Here is a 14,084-nt window from a genome sequence, read left to right as displayed (position 1 = left end):
TCCTCTCCGGGCGGGCGGTGCTCGTCGGCCTGCGGGGAGGCGGGGATGCTCAACGGGGCTCCCTCGACACGCGGTGCGGCCCACCGGCAGGTGACAGGGGTGCTCAACGGGGCTCCCTTCCCAGCTGGCGGTGCTCGTCGGACCGCGGCGGGGGCTCGTGCGCGATCAGGCTCACCTCGACCGGAGTGACCTCGTGGCGGGCCGGTGTCAGGTCCGGTTCGGTGCGGTCGTCCTCGACCGGGGGCCGCGGGTGCCGTCGGCTGGGCTCGGCCGCCTCGTGGCGTACGTCGATCTCGTGCGGCCGAGGTGAGGGTGGGCTGCTCATCCGCTGCCGGGCGGTACGGGCGTTGCCGTTCTCCTCGCCGACCACGGGCCCCCTCACGAACGCCTCCCGCGCGCCCGGCACCGGCACGGACAGGCGCGGCCGGTGCCATCCGGCGGGGACTCGGAGGGTCACCCGTTCTCCTTCCTGAACCGTTCGTGCGCCTTGTTGTGCAGATCGACGAGCTGCTGCATGTTCTTCGCCTTCAGCTCGGCGAGGTGCGCGTCCCAGTCGGACATCGGGCGTTTGCCGAGCACGAACTGGAGGGTGTTCTGGATGGCGGTGTCCTTGAGCGGGGTGTCCCAGAGGGTCGCCTGCTCCTGTTCGAAGGACTGGAGCGGGTGGGCCGGGTCGACGGGGAGTTCCTTGCGCTGGGACATGACGTCCTGGAACTTCCTCTCGTCAGGGCTGAAGTTGGAGGAGACCAGTTCCCAGCTGCCGCCGTAGGTGAACACGCCGTTGAAGAAGCCGAAGTCCTTCTGGAGGTCCTTCGGGGCGTCCGGGTCGGAGCCCATGAGGGAGATGCCGGGTTCCAGCGTGTACTTGCCGCCGGACTCGGTGTAGGTGACGCCCTCCACGCCCCACTTGCAGAACTTCTGGCCCTCGTCGGAGTACCAGAGCCAGTCCACGAACTGCATCATCGCGACGAAGGTGTCGCTCTTGAGGGCCTTGCTGGAGATCATGATGCCGTTCTCCAGGCGGATTCCGCTCAGCAGGATCGGCCCCGCCGGGCCGAGCGGCACCGGGACCATCTCGATCTTCGAGCCCTTGACCTGCTTGCCCAGGTTGTAGCGGTAGTTCTGCACCAGCTCCTGCGGGTTGGCGCTGATCACGTAGGACTTCTCGGCCAGCAGCTTCTGGATGGCCTGGTCGTCCTGCTGGGTGAAGGACTCCGGGTCGAGGAGCTTCTCGGCGACCATCTTCCTCAGGAACTCGACCATCGCGCGGTACGCGTCCTGCGCCGCGGTGAAGACGAACTTCTGCGCCTTGGCGTCGAAGCTGATGTTGTCGTACGTCCAGCCCGCCTTCACGCCGTACGACTGGCCGAGGTAGCTGAACAACGCCCCGCACGGGAAGGGGGTGTTGGTGCTCCAGCGGTCGGTCCACGGGTACTTGTCCGGGTACTCCGCCTTGAGCGCCTTGAGGACGTCGTACACCTCGTCCCAGGTCGTGGGCAGGGTGAGGCCGTGCTGGTCGAGGACGTCCGTGCGGAAGGACAGGGAGTAGCCGGACTTGGGCCGCTCGTGCAGACCGGGCAGCAGGTAGTACTTGCCGTCGGACTGGCGGATGGAGTCGAGCTCGGGCTCCAGCTTCCACTTCTTCACCTTGTCGCGGAAGTTGGGCATCAGGTGGACGTACTCGCTGACCGGCAGGATCGCGCCCGAGGACACGAAGGCGACCTCGCCGGGGTGGTAGGTCTTCGGGATGATGAAGGGCGCGTCGCCCGCGCCGATGAGGACACTGCGCTTCTTCTCGTAGTCGGCGAGCGGCACGTCGAGCGGCTTGATGGTGACCCCGGTGCGCTTGGTGACCTCCTTCCAGAACAGCCAGCTGTTCTTCAGGGGGTAGACCGGGTTGTCGTTGTGCAGCATCGAGAAGGACAGCGCCTTGGCCGCCTTGAACTGCTGTCCGGCGCGGTAGTCCTTCATCGCGCCGTTCTGCTTCTTCGACAGGTCCTTGGAGTCGCCTCCGTCGTCACCGCTGCCGCAGCCGGTGAGGGTGGCGAGGCCGATGAAGCCGGCCGCGGCCAGGATCTGACGCCGTGACAGCTCTCCTGCGTTTGGCACGGGAACTCCCTTGTTCCGTCGGTGAGTTGCTGGAATCAGCCCTTGACCGCGCCGAGCATCACGCCCGAGACGAAGTAGCGCTGGACGAAGGGGTAGACACAGATGATCGGCAGCGCGGTGAGCACGATCGTGACCGCCTGGATGCTCGCGCCGACCTGGCTGAGCTCGGCGGTGGTGGCGCCCGCGTTGCCGCCTCCGGTGGCGCCCGCGATGAGGTTGCGCAGATAGACGGTGACCGGCATCAGGTCGGAGCGGTCCATGTAGAGGAACGCGCCGAACCACGAGTTCCAGAAGGACACCGTGTAGAAGAGCACCATGGTCGCGACGACCGCCTTGGACAGCGGCAGCACGATCCTGAGCAGGATGCCGTAGGTGCTCAGGCCGTCGATCTGCGCGGCCTCCTCCAGCTCGCTCGGCAGGCTCTCGAAGAAGGCCTTCATCACCAGCAGGTTGAAGACGCTGATCGCGTTGGGCAGCGCGATGGCCCAGACGCTGTTCTTCAGCCCGAGCTCGGTGACCAGGATGTAGTTCGGGATGAGGCCGCCGGTGAAGAACATCGTGAACACGGCGACGCCGACGAGCACTCCGCGTCCCCGAAGGTTCTTCTTGGACAGCACATAGGCGTAACAGGTCGTCAGGACCATGGCCACGGCGGTCGACACGAGCGTGTAGAAGACCGTGTTGCCGTAGTTCCGCCAGAACATCGAGTCCTGGAACACGATCTTGTACGTGGTGAGGTTGAACCCCTTGGGCCACAGGGTGACTTCACCGGCCCGGATCTGGCGTTCCCCGCTGAAGGACCGGGCGACGATGTTGACGAAGGGGTACAGGGTGACGACCACGACGAGGGCGAGGATCACCCCGTTGACGCCCTGGAAAACCCGGTAGGAACGGCTCGGCTTCACCACAGGCTGGTCCCCACTGTGCGGCGCGAGAGGGTGTTGGCGGACGTGATCAGGACCAGGCCGATGACCGCCTCGAACAGCCCGATGGCGGCCGCGTAGCTGAAGCTGTTGGACTCGACACCCGTGCGGTACACGTACGTCGAGATCACGTCGGCGGTCGGATAGGTCAGCGGGTTGTACAGCAGCAGGACCTTCTCGAAGCCGACCGCCATGAAGGTGCCGATGTTGAGGATCAGCAGCGTGATCATGGTGGGGCGGATGCCGGGCAGCGTGACGTGCCAGATCTGCTGCCAGCGGTTGGCGCCGTCGATGCGCGCGGCCTCGTACAGGTCCTCGTCGATGGTGGTGAGCGCGGCGAGGTAGAGGATCGTGCCCCAGCCGGCGGTCTGCCAGATCTCGGAACCGACGTAGATCGTGCGGAACCAGCCGGGTTCCTGGATGAAGCGGACCTCGTCGTGGCCGAGCCAGCCGAGGGCGTGGTTGACCGGACCGTCGGTGGCGAGCATCTGGAGGGTGAGGCCCGCGACGATCACGATCGACAGGAAGTGCGGGAGGTACGACACCGACTGGACGAACCGCTTCAGCGAGCGCCGGCGGACCTCGTTCAGCAGGAGGGCAAGGACGATCGGGATCGGGAAGCAGAACACGAGGGTGAGTCCGCCGAGCCACAGGGTGTTGCGGAACACCTGCCAGAAGGTCGGGTCGCTGAGGAACATGCGCACATAGCGCAGGCCCACCCAGTCCTCGCCGAACATCGAACCGCCGGGCTCGAAGCGCCGGAAGGCGATCACGTTGCCGATCATCGGCAGATAGCGGAAGACCAGGAAGAACAGCAACGGCAGAACGGCCAGCGAGTACAGCTGCCAGTCCCGGCGCAGGGTTCGGCGCCAGCCGCCGCGCGGCGTCGGCCGGGGCATCGGGGTCGGTGGGTCCTCGACGCTGGGGGGCGGAGCGGCCGACTTGATGGAGGTGCTCACGCTCGGTCCTCTCAGGCGGGGGGGCGGAACCGAAACTTTCGAGCTCTTACCGGTAACTTCGCGGCAACTTAGAGCCACCGAGAAAGCGCTGTCAATGGATCGGACAGGAGATACCTGGGACGCGAGTGGGGTAGGAACCGGGAGACCAAGTCCCGGTGCCTTCCGCAAGTTTCACTGCTTTGACCGACTCATGCGAGGTGTCCTGTGCCTGCGTTCGACCTGCCGCCGAAGGAGCTGGAGCGCTACCGCCCGGATGTCCAGGAACCCCCGGATTTCGACGAGTTCTGGCGTGACACCCTGAAGGAGGCGGCGGACCCGGACGTGTTGGTGTCGGTGCGCCCGGTCGAGAGCGGGCTACGGCTCACGGACACCTGGGACGTGACCTTCCGCGGCTTCGCCGGCGATCCGGTCCGTGCCTGGTACAGCAGACCGGTGGGAGTGCGCCCGGCGCTGCCCGCGGTGGTCGAGTACGCCGGTTACGGCCGCGGCCGCGGCCTCCCGCACGAGCGGCTGACCTGGGTGAACGCCGGGTACGCGCATCTGCTGATGGACAACCGCGGCCAGGGCGACCAGTACGGCAACGGCGGCGCGACCCCCGACCCGCACGCCTCGGCACCGGGCGGGCCGGGCCCGGCGGCGCGGGGGCTGCTCGACCCGCGCGACTACCACTACCGGCGCCTGATCACGGACGCGGTGCGCGCGGTGACGGCGGTGCGGGCCCTGCCGGGTGTGGACGGGGGACGGGTCGCGGCCGTCGGCAACAGCCAGGGCGGCGGACTGGCGCTGGCCGTCGCGGGACTGATACCGGACCTGGCGGCGGTCCTGGTCACCGCGCCGTTCCTGTGCGGCATCCGGCGCGCACTGGACCTCACCGACGCGAGCCCGTACGGCGAGATCAGCGCCTACCTGTCCGTGCACCGGGGCGCGGAGGAGGCCGCGTACCGCACGCTCTCGTACGTGGAGGGCGTGTCCTTCGCCCGGCGCGCCACCGCCCCGGCCCACTTCGGGGTGGGCCTGCGCGACACGGTGTGCCCGCCGAGCGGGGCGTACGCGGCCTTCCACCAGTACGGCGAGCTGACCGGCGCGGACCCCCGCAAGGAGATCCACGCCTATCCGTACAACGGCCACGAGGGCGGCGACGCGGTGCACGTACGACGCCAACTCGACTGGCTGGTCGAGGTATTGGGAGTCAGTCAGTGGCCAGGGTGAACACGTGCAGGTCGGTGTTGTCCGGCAGCCGCACGCTCGCGATCCTCTTGCCGTCCGGTGCGGTGAACGGCTTCGTGGCGAAGACGTACGTCGCCACCGGGTCCCGGTCCGCGCCCGCCACGTTGCGATAGGCGGCGCGGGCGACGACCTCGTTGCCGTACTGGACGGTGCCGCCCCCTCCCCCGACGGTCCAGTCGGTGAAGGCGAGCTCGACCGTGCCGGTGCTGCCGTCGGTGTAGGTGACGGTGGCCTCGGCCCGCTGGTCGCCGTTGACCGCGCTGCCGACGAAGGACAACCGGCTGACGGGGCTGGTCAGTTGGACGGTCTGGCCGGAGCCCGTGGCGTTGTCGGGCCGGCCGTCCGGTGAGTTCGGCCAGGTGAAGCTCAGGCCGGCGACCGTGCCCCGCGCGCCCGGGGTGAGTCCGGCCGCCTCCAGGGCCTGGCGGGAGTAGCTCCAGCCGCCGCCGTCGTAGTCGGCCTCGTCGTGGTCACCGGAGTCGTCGGAGATCCCGGTGTTGTCGTAGGCGGCGAGGAGGGTGCCGGGCGCGGCGACCGTGAGGGCCACGGGCTGTTCGTAGGAGGTGCCGTCCGAACTCACCGTGATCCTGGCGTCGTAGAAGCCCTGCGGGGAGCCCTCGTCGGCACGGAGGGTGATCTCCTGGGAGCCGTCGACGACCGTGCCCTCGGCCGGAGTTGCCTTGATGCCCTCGGGTGCCTCCACCTGGAAGCGGACCGCGGGGCCCGTGCCGTCGCCGCTCAGCGAGAGCGCGCGGATCCCGACCTTCGTGCTGCCGCCCGGCGGGATCGTCGCCGTGGTCGGGCCGACGCCGATCTGGTACGGCTGCTCGCCCTCCCGGAAGGACGGCGGGGCCGACGAGGCGCCCCAGGCCGAATCGGGTGTGCCGGAGAGGGTGAAGTCGAGCCGGCCGCCGTCCCGGACGAAGGAGGCCGGAAGCCAAGGGGCGTCGCTGGTACGGCCGTTGACCCTGAGGGAGTGGACATACGGGGAGTTCGCGGCCGCGCCCTCGGCGCGGACGGAGATGTCGTTGCCGGTGGGCCGGGTGATCTCGATGCGTGGGAACAGCGGTGAGGCCAGGACCAGTTCGGACCTCGACGGCACCTGGGGGTACATGCCGAGCGCGGAGAAGACGTACCAGGAGGACATCGCGCCGAGGTCGTCGTTGCCCGGGATGCCACCCGGTTCGGTCGACCAGAGCTGCCGCATGGCGGCCCGGACGGTCTCCTGGGTCTTGTAGGGGGCGCCGGCGTAGGCGTACAGGTAGGGGACGTTGATCGACGGCTCGTTGTCCAGCTCGGACTTCTCGCCGCCGTTGCCGGTGAAGGCCCAGTCGCCCTTGTCGTCGTGGAAGAAGGCGTCCAGGCGGGCCAGGGCCTTGTCGCGGCCGCCCATCGCGGCGAACAGGCCCGCGGGGTCGTGCTGGACCATCCAGGTGTACTGGGCCGCCGTCCCCTCGACGAAGCCGTTGCCCGTGGCCGGGGTGAAGCCGGTGACCCAGCTGCCGTCCGCCTTGCGGTTGGCGATGTAGCCGCCGCTCGGGTCTGCGGCGATGTTGAAGGTGTTCTGCCAGTACTGGGAGCGTCGGGCGAAGGCCGCCGCCGTGCCCTTCTCCCCCGCCGCGCGGGCCAGCCGGGAGAGCGCGAAGTCGGCGCCGGACAGCTCCAGGGTCTCGGCGGCGCCGCCCCAGGCGTTGGAGACGGACGGCATGTGGTGCAGCTTCAAGTACTTGTCCAGAGACGGGCGTTGGCCGACGGAGAGGACGGGCTTGCCGGTCGACGACAGGTCCTGCTCGGTGGGGACCGTCGCGGCCTTCACCAACGAGTCCAGTGCGCCGCGCAGGTCGAAGTCGGTGCCGCCGAAGGCGTGGATGCCGGCCAGGGCGATGGGTGAGGGGTCGCCGTTCATGACGTGGGTGCCGCTCGCGCCGTGCAGCCAGCGGTCCCAGACACCGCCGTTCTGCCGGGCCAGTTCGTACAGGGACTGCGCCACGTCCGAGCCGGTCCGCGGGTCGAGCAGGGTCAGCAGCTGCACCTGGCCGCGGTAGACGTCCCAGCCGGAGAAGGTGCCGTACTGGGCACGGTGGCCGCGGGCGACTCGGTGCGCCTTGCCGTCGCTGCCCCGGTACGCGCCGTCGGCGTCACTGATGACGTTGGGGTGGAGCAGGGCGTGGTAGAGCGCGGTGTAGAAGGTGGTGCGCTCGTCGTCGGTGCCGCCGCCGACCCGGATCGCCCGCAACCGCTCGCGCCAGGCACGGGCGGCCGCGTCGCGCACCGAGTCGAAGGAGCGTCGGGGCGGGTTCTCGGCGGCGAGGTTGGCCTCGGCGCCCGCTCGGCTGACGTAGGAGATCCCGATCCGGACGCCGACCTGTTCGGTGCCGGGCGCGAACCGGACGTATCCGCCCGCCCCCTTGCCGGCGACGGGTCGCCCGCCCTGGGAGAAGCCGCCCGTGCCGCCGGACGCCGTGAGGGACCCGGGGCTGAGCCTCTCGTCCTGCCAGGTGCCGGTGGCGGCGAAGGGCTGGTCGAAGTGGGCCGTGAAGTGGAGGGTGTAGTAGGCGCGTTGGCCCTCCGGGTCCAGGTAGCCGCAGAAGTTGCCGGAGGTCACGGAGCCGGAGACGGTCCGGGTCGCCGGGTCGATCTCGACGGTCGAATCCGTCGAGCCCACCTCGGAGTTGGCCGTGCGGAACAGCAGCGAGGCGGGCTTGTCGGCCGGGTAGGTGAAGCGGGCCGAGCCGGTGCGGGCGGTGGCGGTGAGGTCGGCGGTGACGCCGGAGGCGAGGCCGACCTTGTAGTGGCCGGGCTCGGCCGTCTCGTCGGCGTGGTTGAAGTCGGCCGCGTACACCGCGTCCTTGGTGTCGTTCGCCGGGGACGAGGTGACCTCCCCGGCGAACGGGAGGAGCGGGATGTCGCCGCTGCCGCCCGCGCAGCCCGTGCCGGACATGTGGGTGAGGCTGAAGCCGCGGATGCGGGTGGCGTCGTACAGGTAACCCCCGGGCGCGGCGGTTCTGGTGGCGTCGCCGCGGGTGTTCTCGGGGCTGAAGGAGAACATGCCGAACGGCGTGACGGCGCCCGGGAAGACGTTGCCGCCGTTCGCCGTGCCGATGAGCGGGTCGACGTAGGCGGTGGGGTCGTCGACGAGACCGGGGGGTGCACTCAGGGCGGGGGTGGCTCCGGTGACCGCGAGGACGGTCGCCAGCAGCAGGGACGTGGGACGGAAACGCATGACGCGGCCCCTCCTCCTTCGGACGGGTCGCGCACCACAGGTCGCACAAGCCGCAGGGACAGTAACGTGCGCCACGCGTATCACGGAAGGGTGCGTGCGCCGGAAGGGACGCGCGACGGTCTCACCCGGCCGGTCCAGCCTCTTCTCCCCAACTTATTTGACATCGTTGTCCGTTGAGGCGGTAGAGTCTTGTATAGACCACTCGACAACGTTGTCGCGCGTCGCGTCGTCACAAGCCATGCACCACCCGCGTCGGCCACCCACCCCCCTCGTGCCGACCCGGCTCGCGGACCCGGTGGCGCACAGCCCCACCGGGTCCGCCCTGAGCGGTTCTCGCACGTACTGACGGTGGCTCAGCCGACCCGGCAGGGCAGGCTCGTGGCCGTGTCACCGCCGGAGCCCGTCACGACGTAGCCGAACGTCGTGCTCTGCCCCGGACTCAACGAGCCGTTCCAGTTGGCGTTGTGGACCATCACGCCCTGGCCGGTGTAGGTGGCGTTGCCGTTCCAGAGGCTGTCCACCTTCTGGCCGCTCGGCAGGGTCCAGTCGACCATCCAGCCCAGCATCGGCACGTCACCGGAGTTGGTGACGGTGACCTCGGACTGGTAGCCACCGTTCCAACTGCCGGTGGTCCTACGGGTGGCCGTGCAGGTGCCGGGGACCGGCTCGGTCGGGTTGCCGGGCTCGTGGATGCCGGTGACCTCGCCGTTGCCGCCGTCGAAGACGACGTCGGAGCAGGAGTAGAAGGTCTCCGCGCTGTCCGAGCGCTGCCAGACCATGTAGATGATGTGGCGGCCGGACTTGTTCGCCGGAAGCTGCCCGGTCCAGGAGTAGTTGGCCTCGACCGTGCCCGGGCTGCCGTTGAGCGGCGGGTGGTCGACGGAGAGGAAGGGCTGGGCCTCCATGTCGTCCCAGGTGAGGGTCTTCTTCGGGTCGAAGCCGTCCTTGGTGACGTAGACGTAGAACCAACCCGGGTGCGCGGCCCAGGCGTTGTAGGAGAAGTCGACGGTCCTGCCCGCGGTGAGGTGGGTGAGCGGCCAGTCGTCGCGCGGGGCGTTGAAGCCGGTGAAGTTGGTGTTGCCGCCGCTGCACAGCTGACCGTCCGGGACGAAGCCGCGGGTGCGGCCGGCGCCGTCGGAGCGCAGCACGGAGAACCAGTTGTAGAACGGCGTGGTGCCGCTGACCTGTTGGGCGTTCCGGCAGGCGGGGTTGACCGGTTTGATCTCACCGGTGTCGGTCAGGCCGTCCTGCCAGCACAGGAAGGTGCGGCTGGCGGGTTTCATGGGGGTGCCGTGGGCCTCGGCCTCGCCGCCCGTCGTGAGGACGAGGCTCAGGGCGGGGATGGTGGCGAGCAGGGAGACGAGGACCAGGAAGAGGGCTCTGGGGCGGGTCACCCTCGATAATTTTGTCAGGATCATGACAGTCCAGTCCGTTCCTTGAGGTACGGGCCGTGCGGGTGTGGGGTTGGGGTGGGGTGGGGGACGTGCACGCGGGCGGGTTCCGGTCCGTCCGCATGGGAGCGCTCCCACCCCACTTCTGCGGAAGGTAGCGGGATGTGGGGCAGATGTAAACGGGGGGCGGTGGGGTCAATGGCGTGGTGCGGGGTCGCCGGTTCGGGGGGGGCGCTGTTCCGTACGGGGTCGCGCGCGCGTGGTCAACGTCCAGACTGAGGTGCATGGGAGCGCGCGTGGCCACCACGGAGACCTGGATGCTCACTCCGGTCGAGGGCTGGGGCTTCGACCAGGTCAGGGAGGTGGAGTTGCCCTTCGACCGGGAGCTGGTGGACGGTGTGACCGCGCCGCGCGGGCAAGTCGCGCTGTGGCACAACCATGTGCGGGGTGGGTTGGCGGGCGCGCTGAGCACCACCGAGACCGGGGCGTATCGAGTGCGTCCCGGTCGAGAGGCTCGCCCTGGTGGTCGAAATCGTGTCCCCCACCTCCCGCCAGGACGACCGGGTGCGCAAGCCGGCGCTCTTCGCCGCGCACAAGGTGCCGTACTACTGGCGGGTCGAACTGGACCGGGACCAGAAGCTCGCGGTGCACGAGTACTGGCTGAACGCCGACACCCTCGCCTACTTCCCCGCGCCGTCCCACCCGGTCCACCACGACAAGCTGGTCACCGAGCTGCCGTTCCCCGTCGAGGTCGATCTCGAGGCGCTGGTCGGTTTCTGAACCGGGGGCTCGGTGGCGGTCACACCGGGTGAGCCGCCTGGAAGGCGAGTCGTTCCTCCGCGTCTTCCCCTACGGCCGTCAGCGCGTCGTCGAACTCCAGGAACTCCTCCCACACCGTCCGCCCGCTCGCCTCGGCCAGCCTCCTGACCACGAGGTCCTCCAGCTCCGGGACCCGCTTGTTCTTCCAGATCTTGTCGGCGACGCTCACCAGCAGGTCCTCGAGGCCGATGCCCGGGAGGGTCCAGGTCGCGTGGGTGGCGGCGAAGCGGGCCAGGTGCGGGGGGATGCCGTGGGCGAGGAGGAGGTCCTGGCCGGCCTTCTCGTGTGCGGAGCCGGGGCCGGAGAGTTCGGCGACGTGCGTCGTCTTGCCGATGTCGTGCGTGGCGGCGCCGAACAGCACCGCGTCCCGGTCGAGTCGCAGCGCGGGGTGCCGTCGTGCCAGCCATGCGGTGAGTTCGTGTGCCACGTCGTGCACCAGCCGCAGGTGTGCCGCCAGGCGGGGCGGGGCGCCGAGGACGCGGAGAAGGCGGGCGGCTTCGTCGGGGAGGGGGCGGGGGCCGGAGGCGTGGAGGGCGCAGTGGAGAAGGTCGGGGGTGGGCACCCGGTAAGGGTAAGGGGGCGGGCGGGAGTTGGAGAGGGTGCGGCTCCGGGCGGCGGCGCGGTGGTGTGGCGGGTCGGCCTGCGAACCGGCCGGTTCTCTCCGCCGGGAGGGGCTCCGTGGGTGTGAGGCGGAACGGCGCGGTGGGGCCCTCAGGGCGGTTCTGTCCGACCGGCCACAGGCTGCGGCTGCGACTCCGGCTCCGGCTCCGGCTCCGGCTCCGGCTCCGGTGGACCGTCCATGGTGTTGCCGTCAGGACCGCGCCCGAAGGCGGCCTTCAGAACGGTGGGGAGGTCCGCCTCGGACACCGTGGCGCGCAGCTCGGCCAGCACTGAGGGAAAGGCGTCGTCGTCGATGAAGCCCATGTACTCCTGACGGAGGTCATGGATGATCTCGACGAGTTCCGGCCTCAGCCGCATCCAGGCCCTGGAGGTACGGATCTCCCCGTCGACCTGGACGATGGCGGTCACGAGATTCCGCTGCCCGGCCACCTGATCCAGCTCCAGATACCAGGCGTCATCGGGCACGGAGTACATCGCGGTGATCGCGTACTCGCCGTCGGGGTGTCGAAGGGCCATTGCCGCATGCTGCCACGCCGAGTTCCCCCCTCCCACGCCCGGTCACTCCCCCGCCGCCCGCCGGTCCGGGCTCACCGAGAACGCCCTGTTTCCCGCGGCTCCCACGATCGCGTCCTTCACCAGGACCGCGTTCGGGTTCGTGTTCTGGGCCGAGGGGCCGGTGTCGGTCAGCTTGGGGGTGGTCCAGCGGACGGAGCCCGTGGTGTGGTCCAGGGACAGGACGCGACCGTAGCGGTTGACGAAGTAGAGGGCGTCGTACGTCGTCGAGTGCACCGGGGGTGAGAGGTTCTCGATCTGGGTGTCCCGTCGCCATCGGCGGGCGCCGGTCGACGCGTCGATCGCGGTGACCGTGCCGTCGGGGCGGACGAAGTACACCGTGTCGTCGAGGACCGAGGGCGTGCCGCGGGGGATGTCCTTCATCGTGACTCGGGTGGCCCTGCCCGTCGTCGGGTTCACCCGTAGCAGCGCGGTGTACGCCTCGTCCCGGCCGTCGCCTGTCGCGTACCCCGTGGTGTTCTCCGGCAGGACGAACAGTGGCTGTCCGTCGACCGCGCCGACCAGGGCCGCGGTCGAGGGCAGCGAGTCCAGTTCGCGGGCCGTGCCGTCGGCCGGGTCGAGGCGCAGGAGGGCGACCTGGCCGCTGGTGGGGTCGTTCGCGTCGGTGCACAGGCCGTAGGGCACGGACTCGCCCAGGGTCAGGGGACCGCACAGGGTGCCGGCCGACGACCTGGCCGCGGTCCGCCACAGGTCCTTGCCGGTGGTGAGGTCGAGCGCGATGAAGGACTTCGCGGTGTCCGACGCCGTGAGGATCCCGCCGTCGAACAGGGTCACGGGGTGGCTCGCGTCGACGTCCCTGGCCCAGATCCGCTTCCCGGTGGCCGCGTCCAACGCCGTCACCCGCTGGTCGGCGTACACCTCGTCCGGCTGCTCGTAGGTGTACACGATGCCGTCCCGTACGCCGAGGGGTCGTTCGGCGGCCTGGGAGTTGCTGCCGTACCGCCAGCCGATCCTGCCCGTCGCGGGATCGAGTCGGGCGACGGTGAAGCCGGTGCCCGCGCAGTACAGGGCGGAGCCGTCGGACACACAGCCGGCGTCCACGGTGTCCACGTCGGTGCTCAGCGGATCGCTCTTCACCGCGCTCGTGAGGCTCGTCTGCCAGGGGCGCCAGCCGGCGGGCAGCTTCACGGCACCCGACGCGGTGGTGTCGGGCACCGGTGTGTCGTTCGACGTCTTCGCTCCGGTCCCCAGGTGGAACATCACCGCGGCACCCGCGCCGACGGCCAGGACGACACCGAGCACCGCCAGGCGGGTGACACGGTGCGGGCGGCCACGGCGGCGGCTTCGGTTCCGGGCGCCTGGGGTCGTCGTATCGGCGAGGCCTCGGGGCGACGGACTACGGCCGCCGCCGGGGAAGGTCGGTGCGGAGGTGTCCGGTAGCGATCTGAACAGGGCTTGTAGTTCCGCCAGTTGGGGTCGGTCCACCGGGTTCTTCTGGAGGCAGCGCTCGATGACGCCCCGGAGCGGCTGGGGCACGCCGTCCAGGGAGGGCTGTTCGTGCACGACCTGATAGCCCGTCATGTACGGGCTGTCGCCGTCGAAGGGGCGGTTGCCCGTGGCCGCGAACACCAGGAGCGAGCCCAGGGAGAACACGTCCGAGGCGGGGGTGACGTCCTTCGGGGCGGCGAACTGCTCCGGGGACATGAAGGGCGGTGTTCCGATCAGACGGCCGGTCACCGTGAGGGCCTGGTTGTCGGCGGCGCGCGATATGCCGAAGTCGATGACCCGGGGGCCGTCCTCGGCCATCAGGACGTTGCTCGGCTTCAGGTCGCGGTGGACCACTCCGGCCTGGTGGATGTCCCGGAGCGCCTCGACCAGTCCGAGGGCGAGCGTGCGGAGCGGGGCTCCGCGGAGGGGGCCGTGCTGGGCAACGATGTCGTCGAGGGTGCGTCCCGGGACGTACAGCGTTGCCATCCAGGGGAGTTGGGCGTCCGGGTCGGCGTCCACGACCGGGGCGGTGAACGCTCCGCTCACCCTGCGGGCCGCCGCGACCTCCTGGCGGAAGCGGGTGCGGAACTCCTCGTCCTGGGCGTACTGGGTGTGCACGACCTTCACGGCGACCTGGCGGCCGGAGTCGGAGCGGGCCAGGTAGACGACGCCCATGCCGCCCGCGCCGAGCCGGTTGACCAGGGTGTAGCCGCCGATCGCGCCGATGGATTCCTCGGGGCTCAGCGGCATGTGCGGATCGGCCTTTCCATGTCCCGTGCGTCACAGGGGTGTTCAGGAGGAACAGAGTAGC

Annotated in this window: 11 protein-coding genes; 2 read left to right on the top strand and 9 right to left on the bottom strand. The window is 69.9% G+C overall.

What is annotated here, in order from left to right; genetic code table 11:
- Nucleotides 1-103: 103 nt before the first annotated feature.
- The 4 genes from AC2XR2_RS33500 to AC2XR2_RS33485 are packed head-to-tail and all read right to left on the bottom strand — an operon-like array spanning nt 104 to nt 3,931.
- Nucleotides 104-457, bottom strand: coding sequence for a hypothetical protein (locus AC2XR2_RS33500; RefSeq protein WP_491517075.1), 354 nt, complete (start codon nt 455-457; stop codon nt 104-106).
- The gene (locus AC2XR2_RS33495) at nt 454-2,109 is read right to left on the bottom strand and encodes an ABC transporter substrate-binding protein (RefSeq protein ID WP_491517074.1); all 1,656 of its coding nucleotides are present in this window, start codon (nt 2,107-2,109) and stop codon (nt 454-456) included. Before AC2XR2_RS33495 ends, AC2XR2_RS33500 begins: the two co-directional genes overlap by 4 nt.
- Before the next feature lie 35 nt (nt 2,110-2,144).
- Entirely contained in the window at nt 2,145-3,017 is an 873-nt protein-coding gene (locus AC2XR2_RS33490) for a carbohydrate ABC transporter permease (RefSeq protein ID WP_491517073.1), read from the bottom strand.
- Nucleotides 3,011-3,931, bottom strand: a complete 921-nt coding sequence (locus AC2XR2_RS33485; protein ID WP_491518547.1) for an ABC transporter permease — start codon at nt 3,929-3,931, stop codon at nt 3,011-3,013. Before AC2XR2_RS33485 ends, AC2XR2_RS33490 begins: the two co-directional genes overlap by 7 nt.
- 264 nt (nt 3,932-4,195) lie before the next feature.
- On the opposite strand from AC2XR2_RS33485, the gene AC2XR2_RS33480 reads away from it, so the two are divergent.
- Nucleotides 4,196-5,200, top strand: a complete 1,005-nt coding sequence (locus AC2XR2_RS33480) for an acetylxylan esterase (protein ID WP_491517072.1) — start codon at nt 4,196-4,198, stop codon at nt 5,198-5,200.
- On the opposite strand, the gene AC2XR2_RS33475 is transcribed toward AC2XR2_RS33480, so the two are convergent.
- On the bottom strand, nt 5,181-8,441 hold the full coding sequence (locus AC2XR2_RS33475; RefSeq protein ID WP_491517071.1) for a GH92 family glycosyl hydrolase: 3,261 nt from the start codon (nt 8,439-8,441) through the stop codon (nt 5,181-5,183). The genes AC2XR2_RS33480 and AC2XR2_RS33475 overlap by 20 nt on opposite strands.
- A gap of 353 nt (nt 8,442-8,794) precedes the next feature.
- Nucleotides 8,795-9,859 carry a lytic polysaccharide monooxygenase auxiliary activity family 9 protein gene (locus AC2XR2_RS33470; RefSeq protein WP_381300122.1) on the bottom strand — a complete coding sequence of 355 codons (1,065 nt, stop codon included), beginning with the start codon at nt 9,857-9,859 and terminating at the stop codon, nt 8,795-8,797.
- Between the two features lie 495 nt (nt 9,860-10,354).
- Here AC2XR2_RS33470 and AC2XR2_RS33465 point away from each other — a divergent pair, with 495 nt between their 5' ends.
- Nucleotides 10,355-10,612 (top strand): Uma2 family endonuclease, encoded by a 258-nt coding sequence (locus AC2XR2_RS33465; RefSeq protein ID WP_491517070.1) that lies wholly within the window; start codon nt 10,355-10,357, stop codon nt 10,610-10,612.
- 19 nt (nt 10,613-10,631) lie between these two features.
- Here the strand turns inward: AC2XR2_RS33465 and AC2XR2_RS33460 are convergent, their stop codons facing one another.
- The 3 genes from AC2XR2_RS33460 to AC2XR2_RS33450 form a co-directional block, all read right to left on the bottom strand.
- On the bottom strand, nt 10,632-11,213 hold the full coding sequence (locus AC2XR2_RS33460) for an HD domain-containing protein (protein WP_491517069.1): 582 nt from the start codon (nt 11,211-11,213) through the stop codon (nt 10,632-10,634).
- Between the two features lie 149 nt (nt 11,214-11,362).
- Complete coding sequence (locus tag AC2XR2_RS33455; protein WP_491517068.1) at nt 11,363-11,788, bottom strand: hypothetical protein; 426 nt, start codon at nt 11,786-11,788, stop codon at nt 11,363-11,365.
- Between the two features lie 42 nt (nt 11,789-11,830).
- Nucleotides 11,831-14,023, bottom strand: coding sequence for a serine/threonine-protein kinase (locus AC2XR2_RS33450; RefSeq protein WP_491517067.1), 2,193 nt, complete (start codon nt 14,021-14,023; stop codon nt 11,831-11,833).
- Nucleotides 14,024-14,084 lie beyond the last annotated feature (61 nt).

This window comes from Streptomyces sp. LS-MS-L19, assembly GCF_058382285.1.
Note: the sequence above shows the minus strand (reverse complement) of the source record. Positions and strands in the feature narration are given on the sequence as shown.

What these genes read in the sequence shown, in the direction of transcription:
- AC2XR2_RS33485 (WP_491518547.1), bottom strand. Translation starts at nt 3,931, where the DNA reads ATGCCCCGGCCGACGCCGCGCGGCGGCTGGCGCCGAACCCTGCGCCGG.
- AC2XR2_RS33475 (WP_491517071.1), bottom strand. Translation starts at nt 8,441, where the DNA reads ATGCGTTTCCGTCCCACGTCCCTGCTGCTGGCGACCGTCCTCGCGGTC.
- AC2XR2_RS33470 (WP_381300122.1), bottom strand. Translation starts at nt 9,859, where the DNA reads ATGATCCTGACAAAATTATCGAGGGTGACCCGCCCCAGAGCCCTCTTC.
- AC2XR2_RS33455 (WP_491517068.1), bottom strand. Translation starts at nt 11,788, where the DNA reads ATGGCCCTTCGACACCCCGACGGCGAGTACGCGATCACCGCGATGTAC.
- AC2XR2_RS33450 (WP_491517067.1), bottom strand. Translation starts at nt 14,023, where the DNA reads ATGCCGCTGAGCCCCGAGGAATCCATCGGCGCGATCGGCGGCTACACC.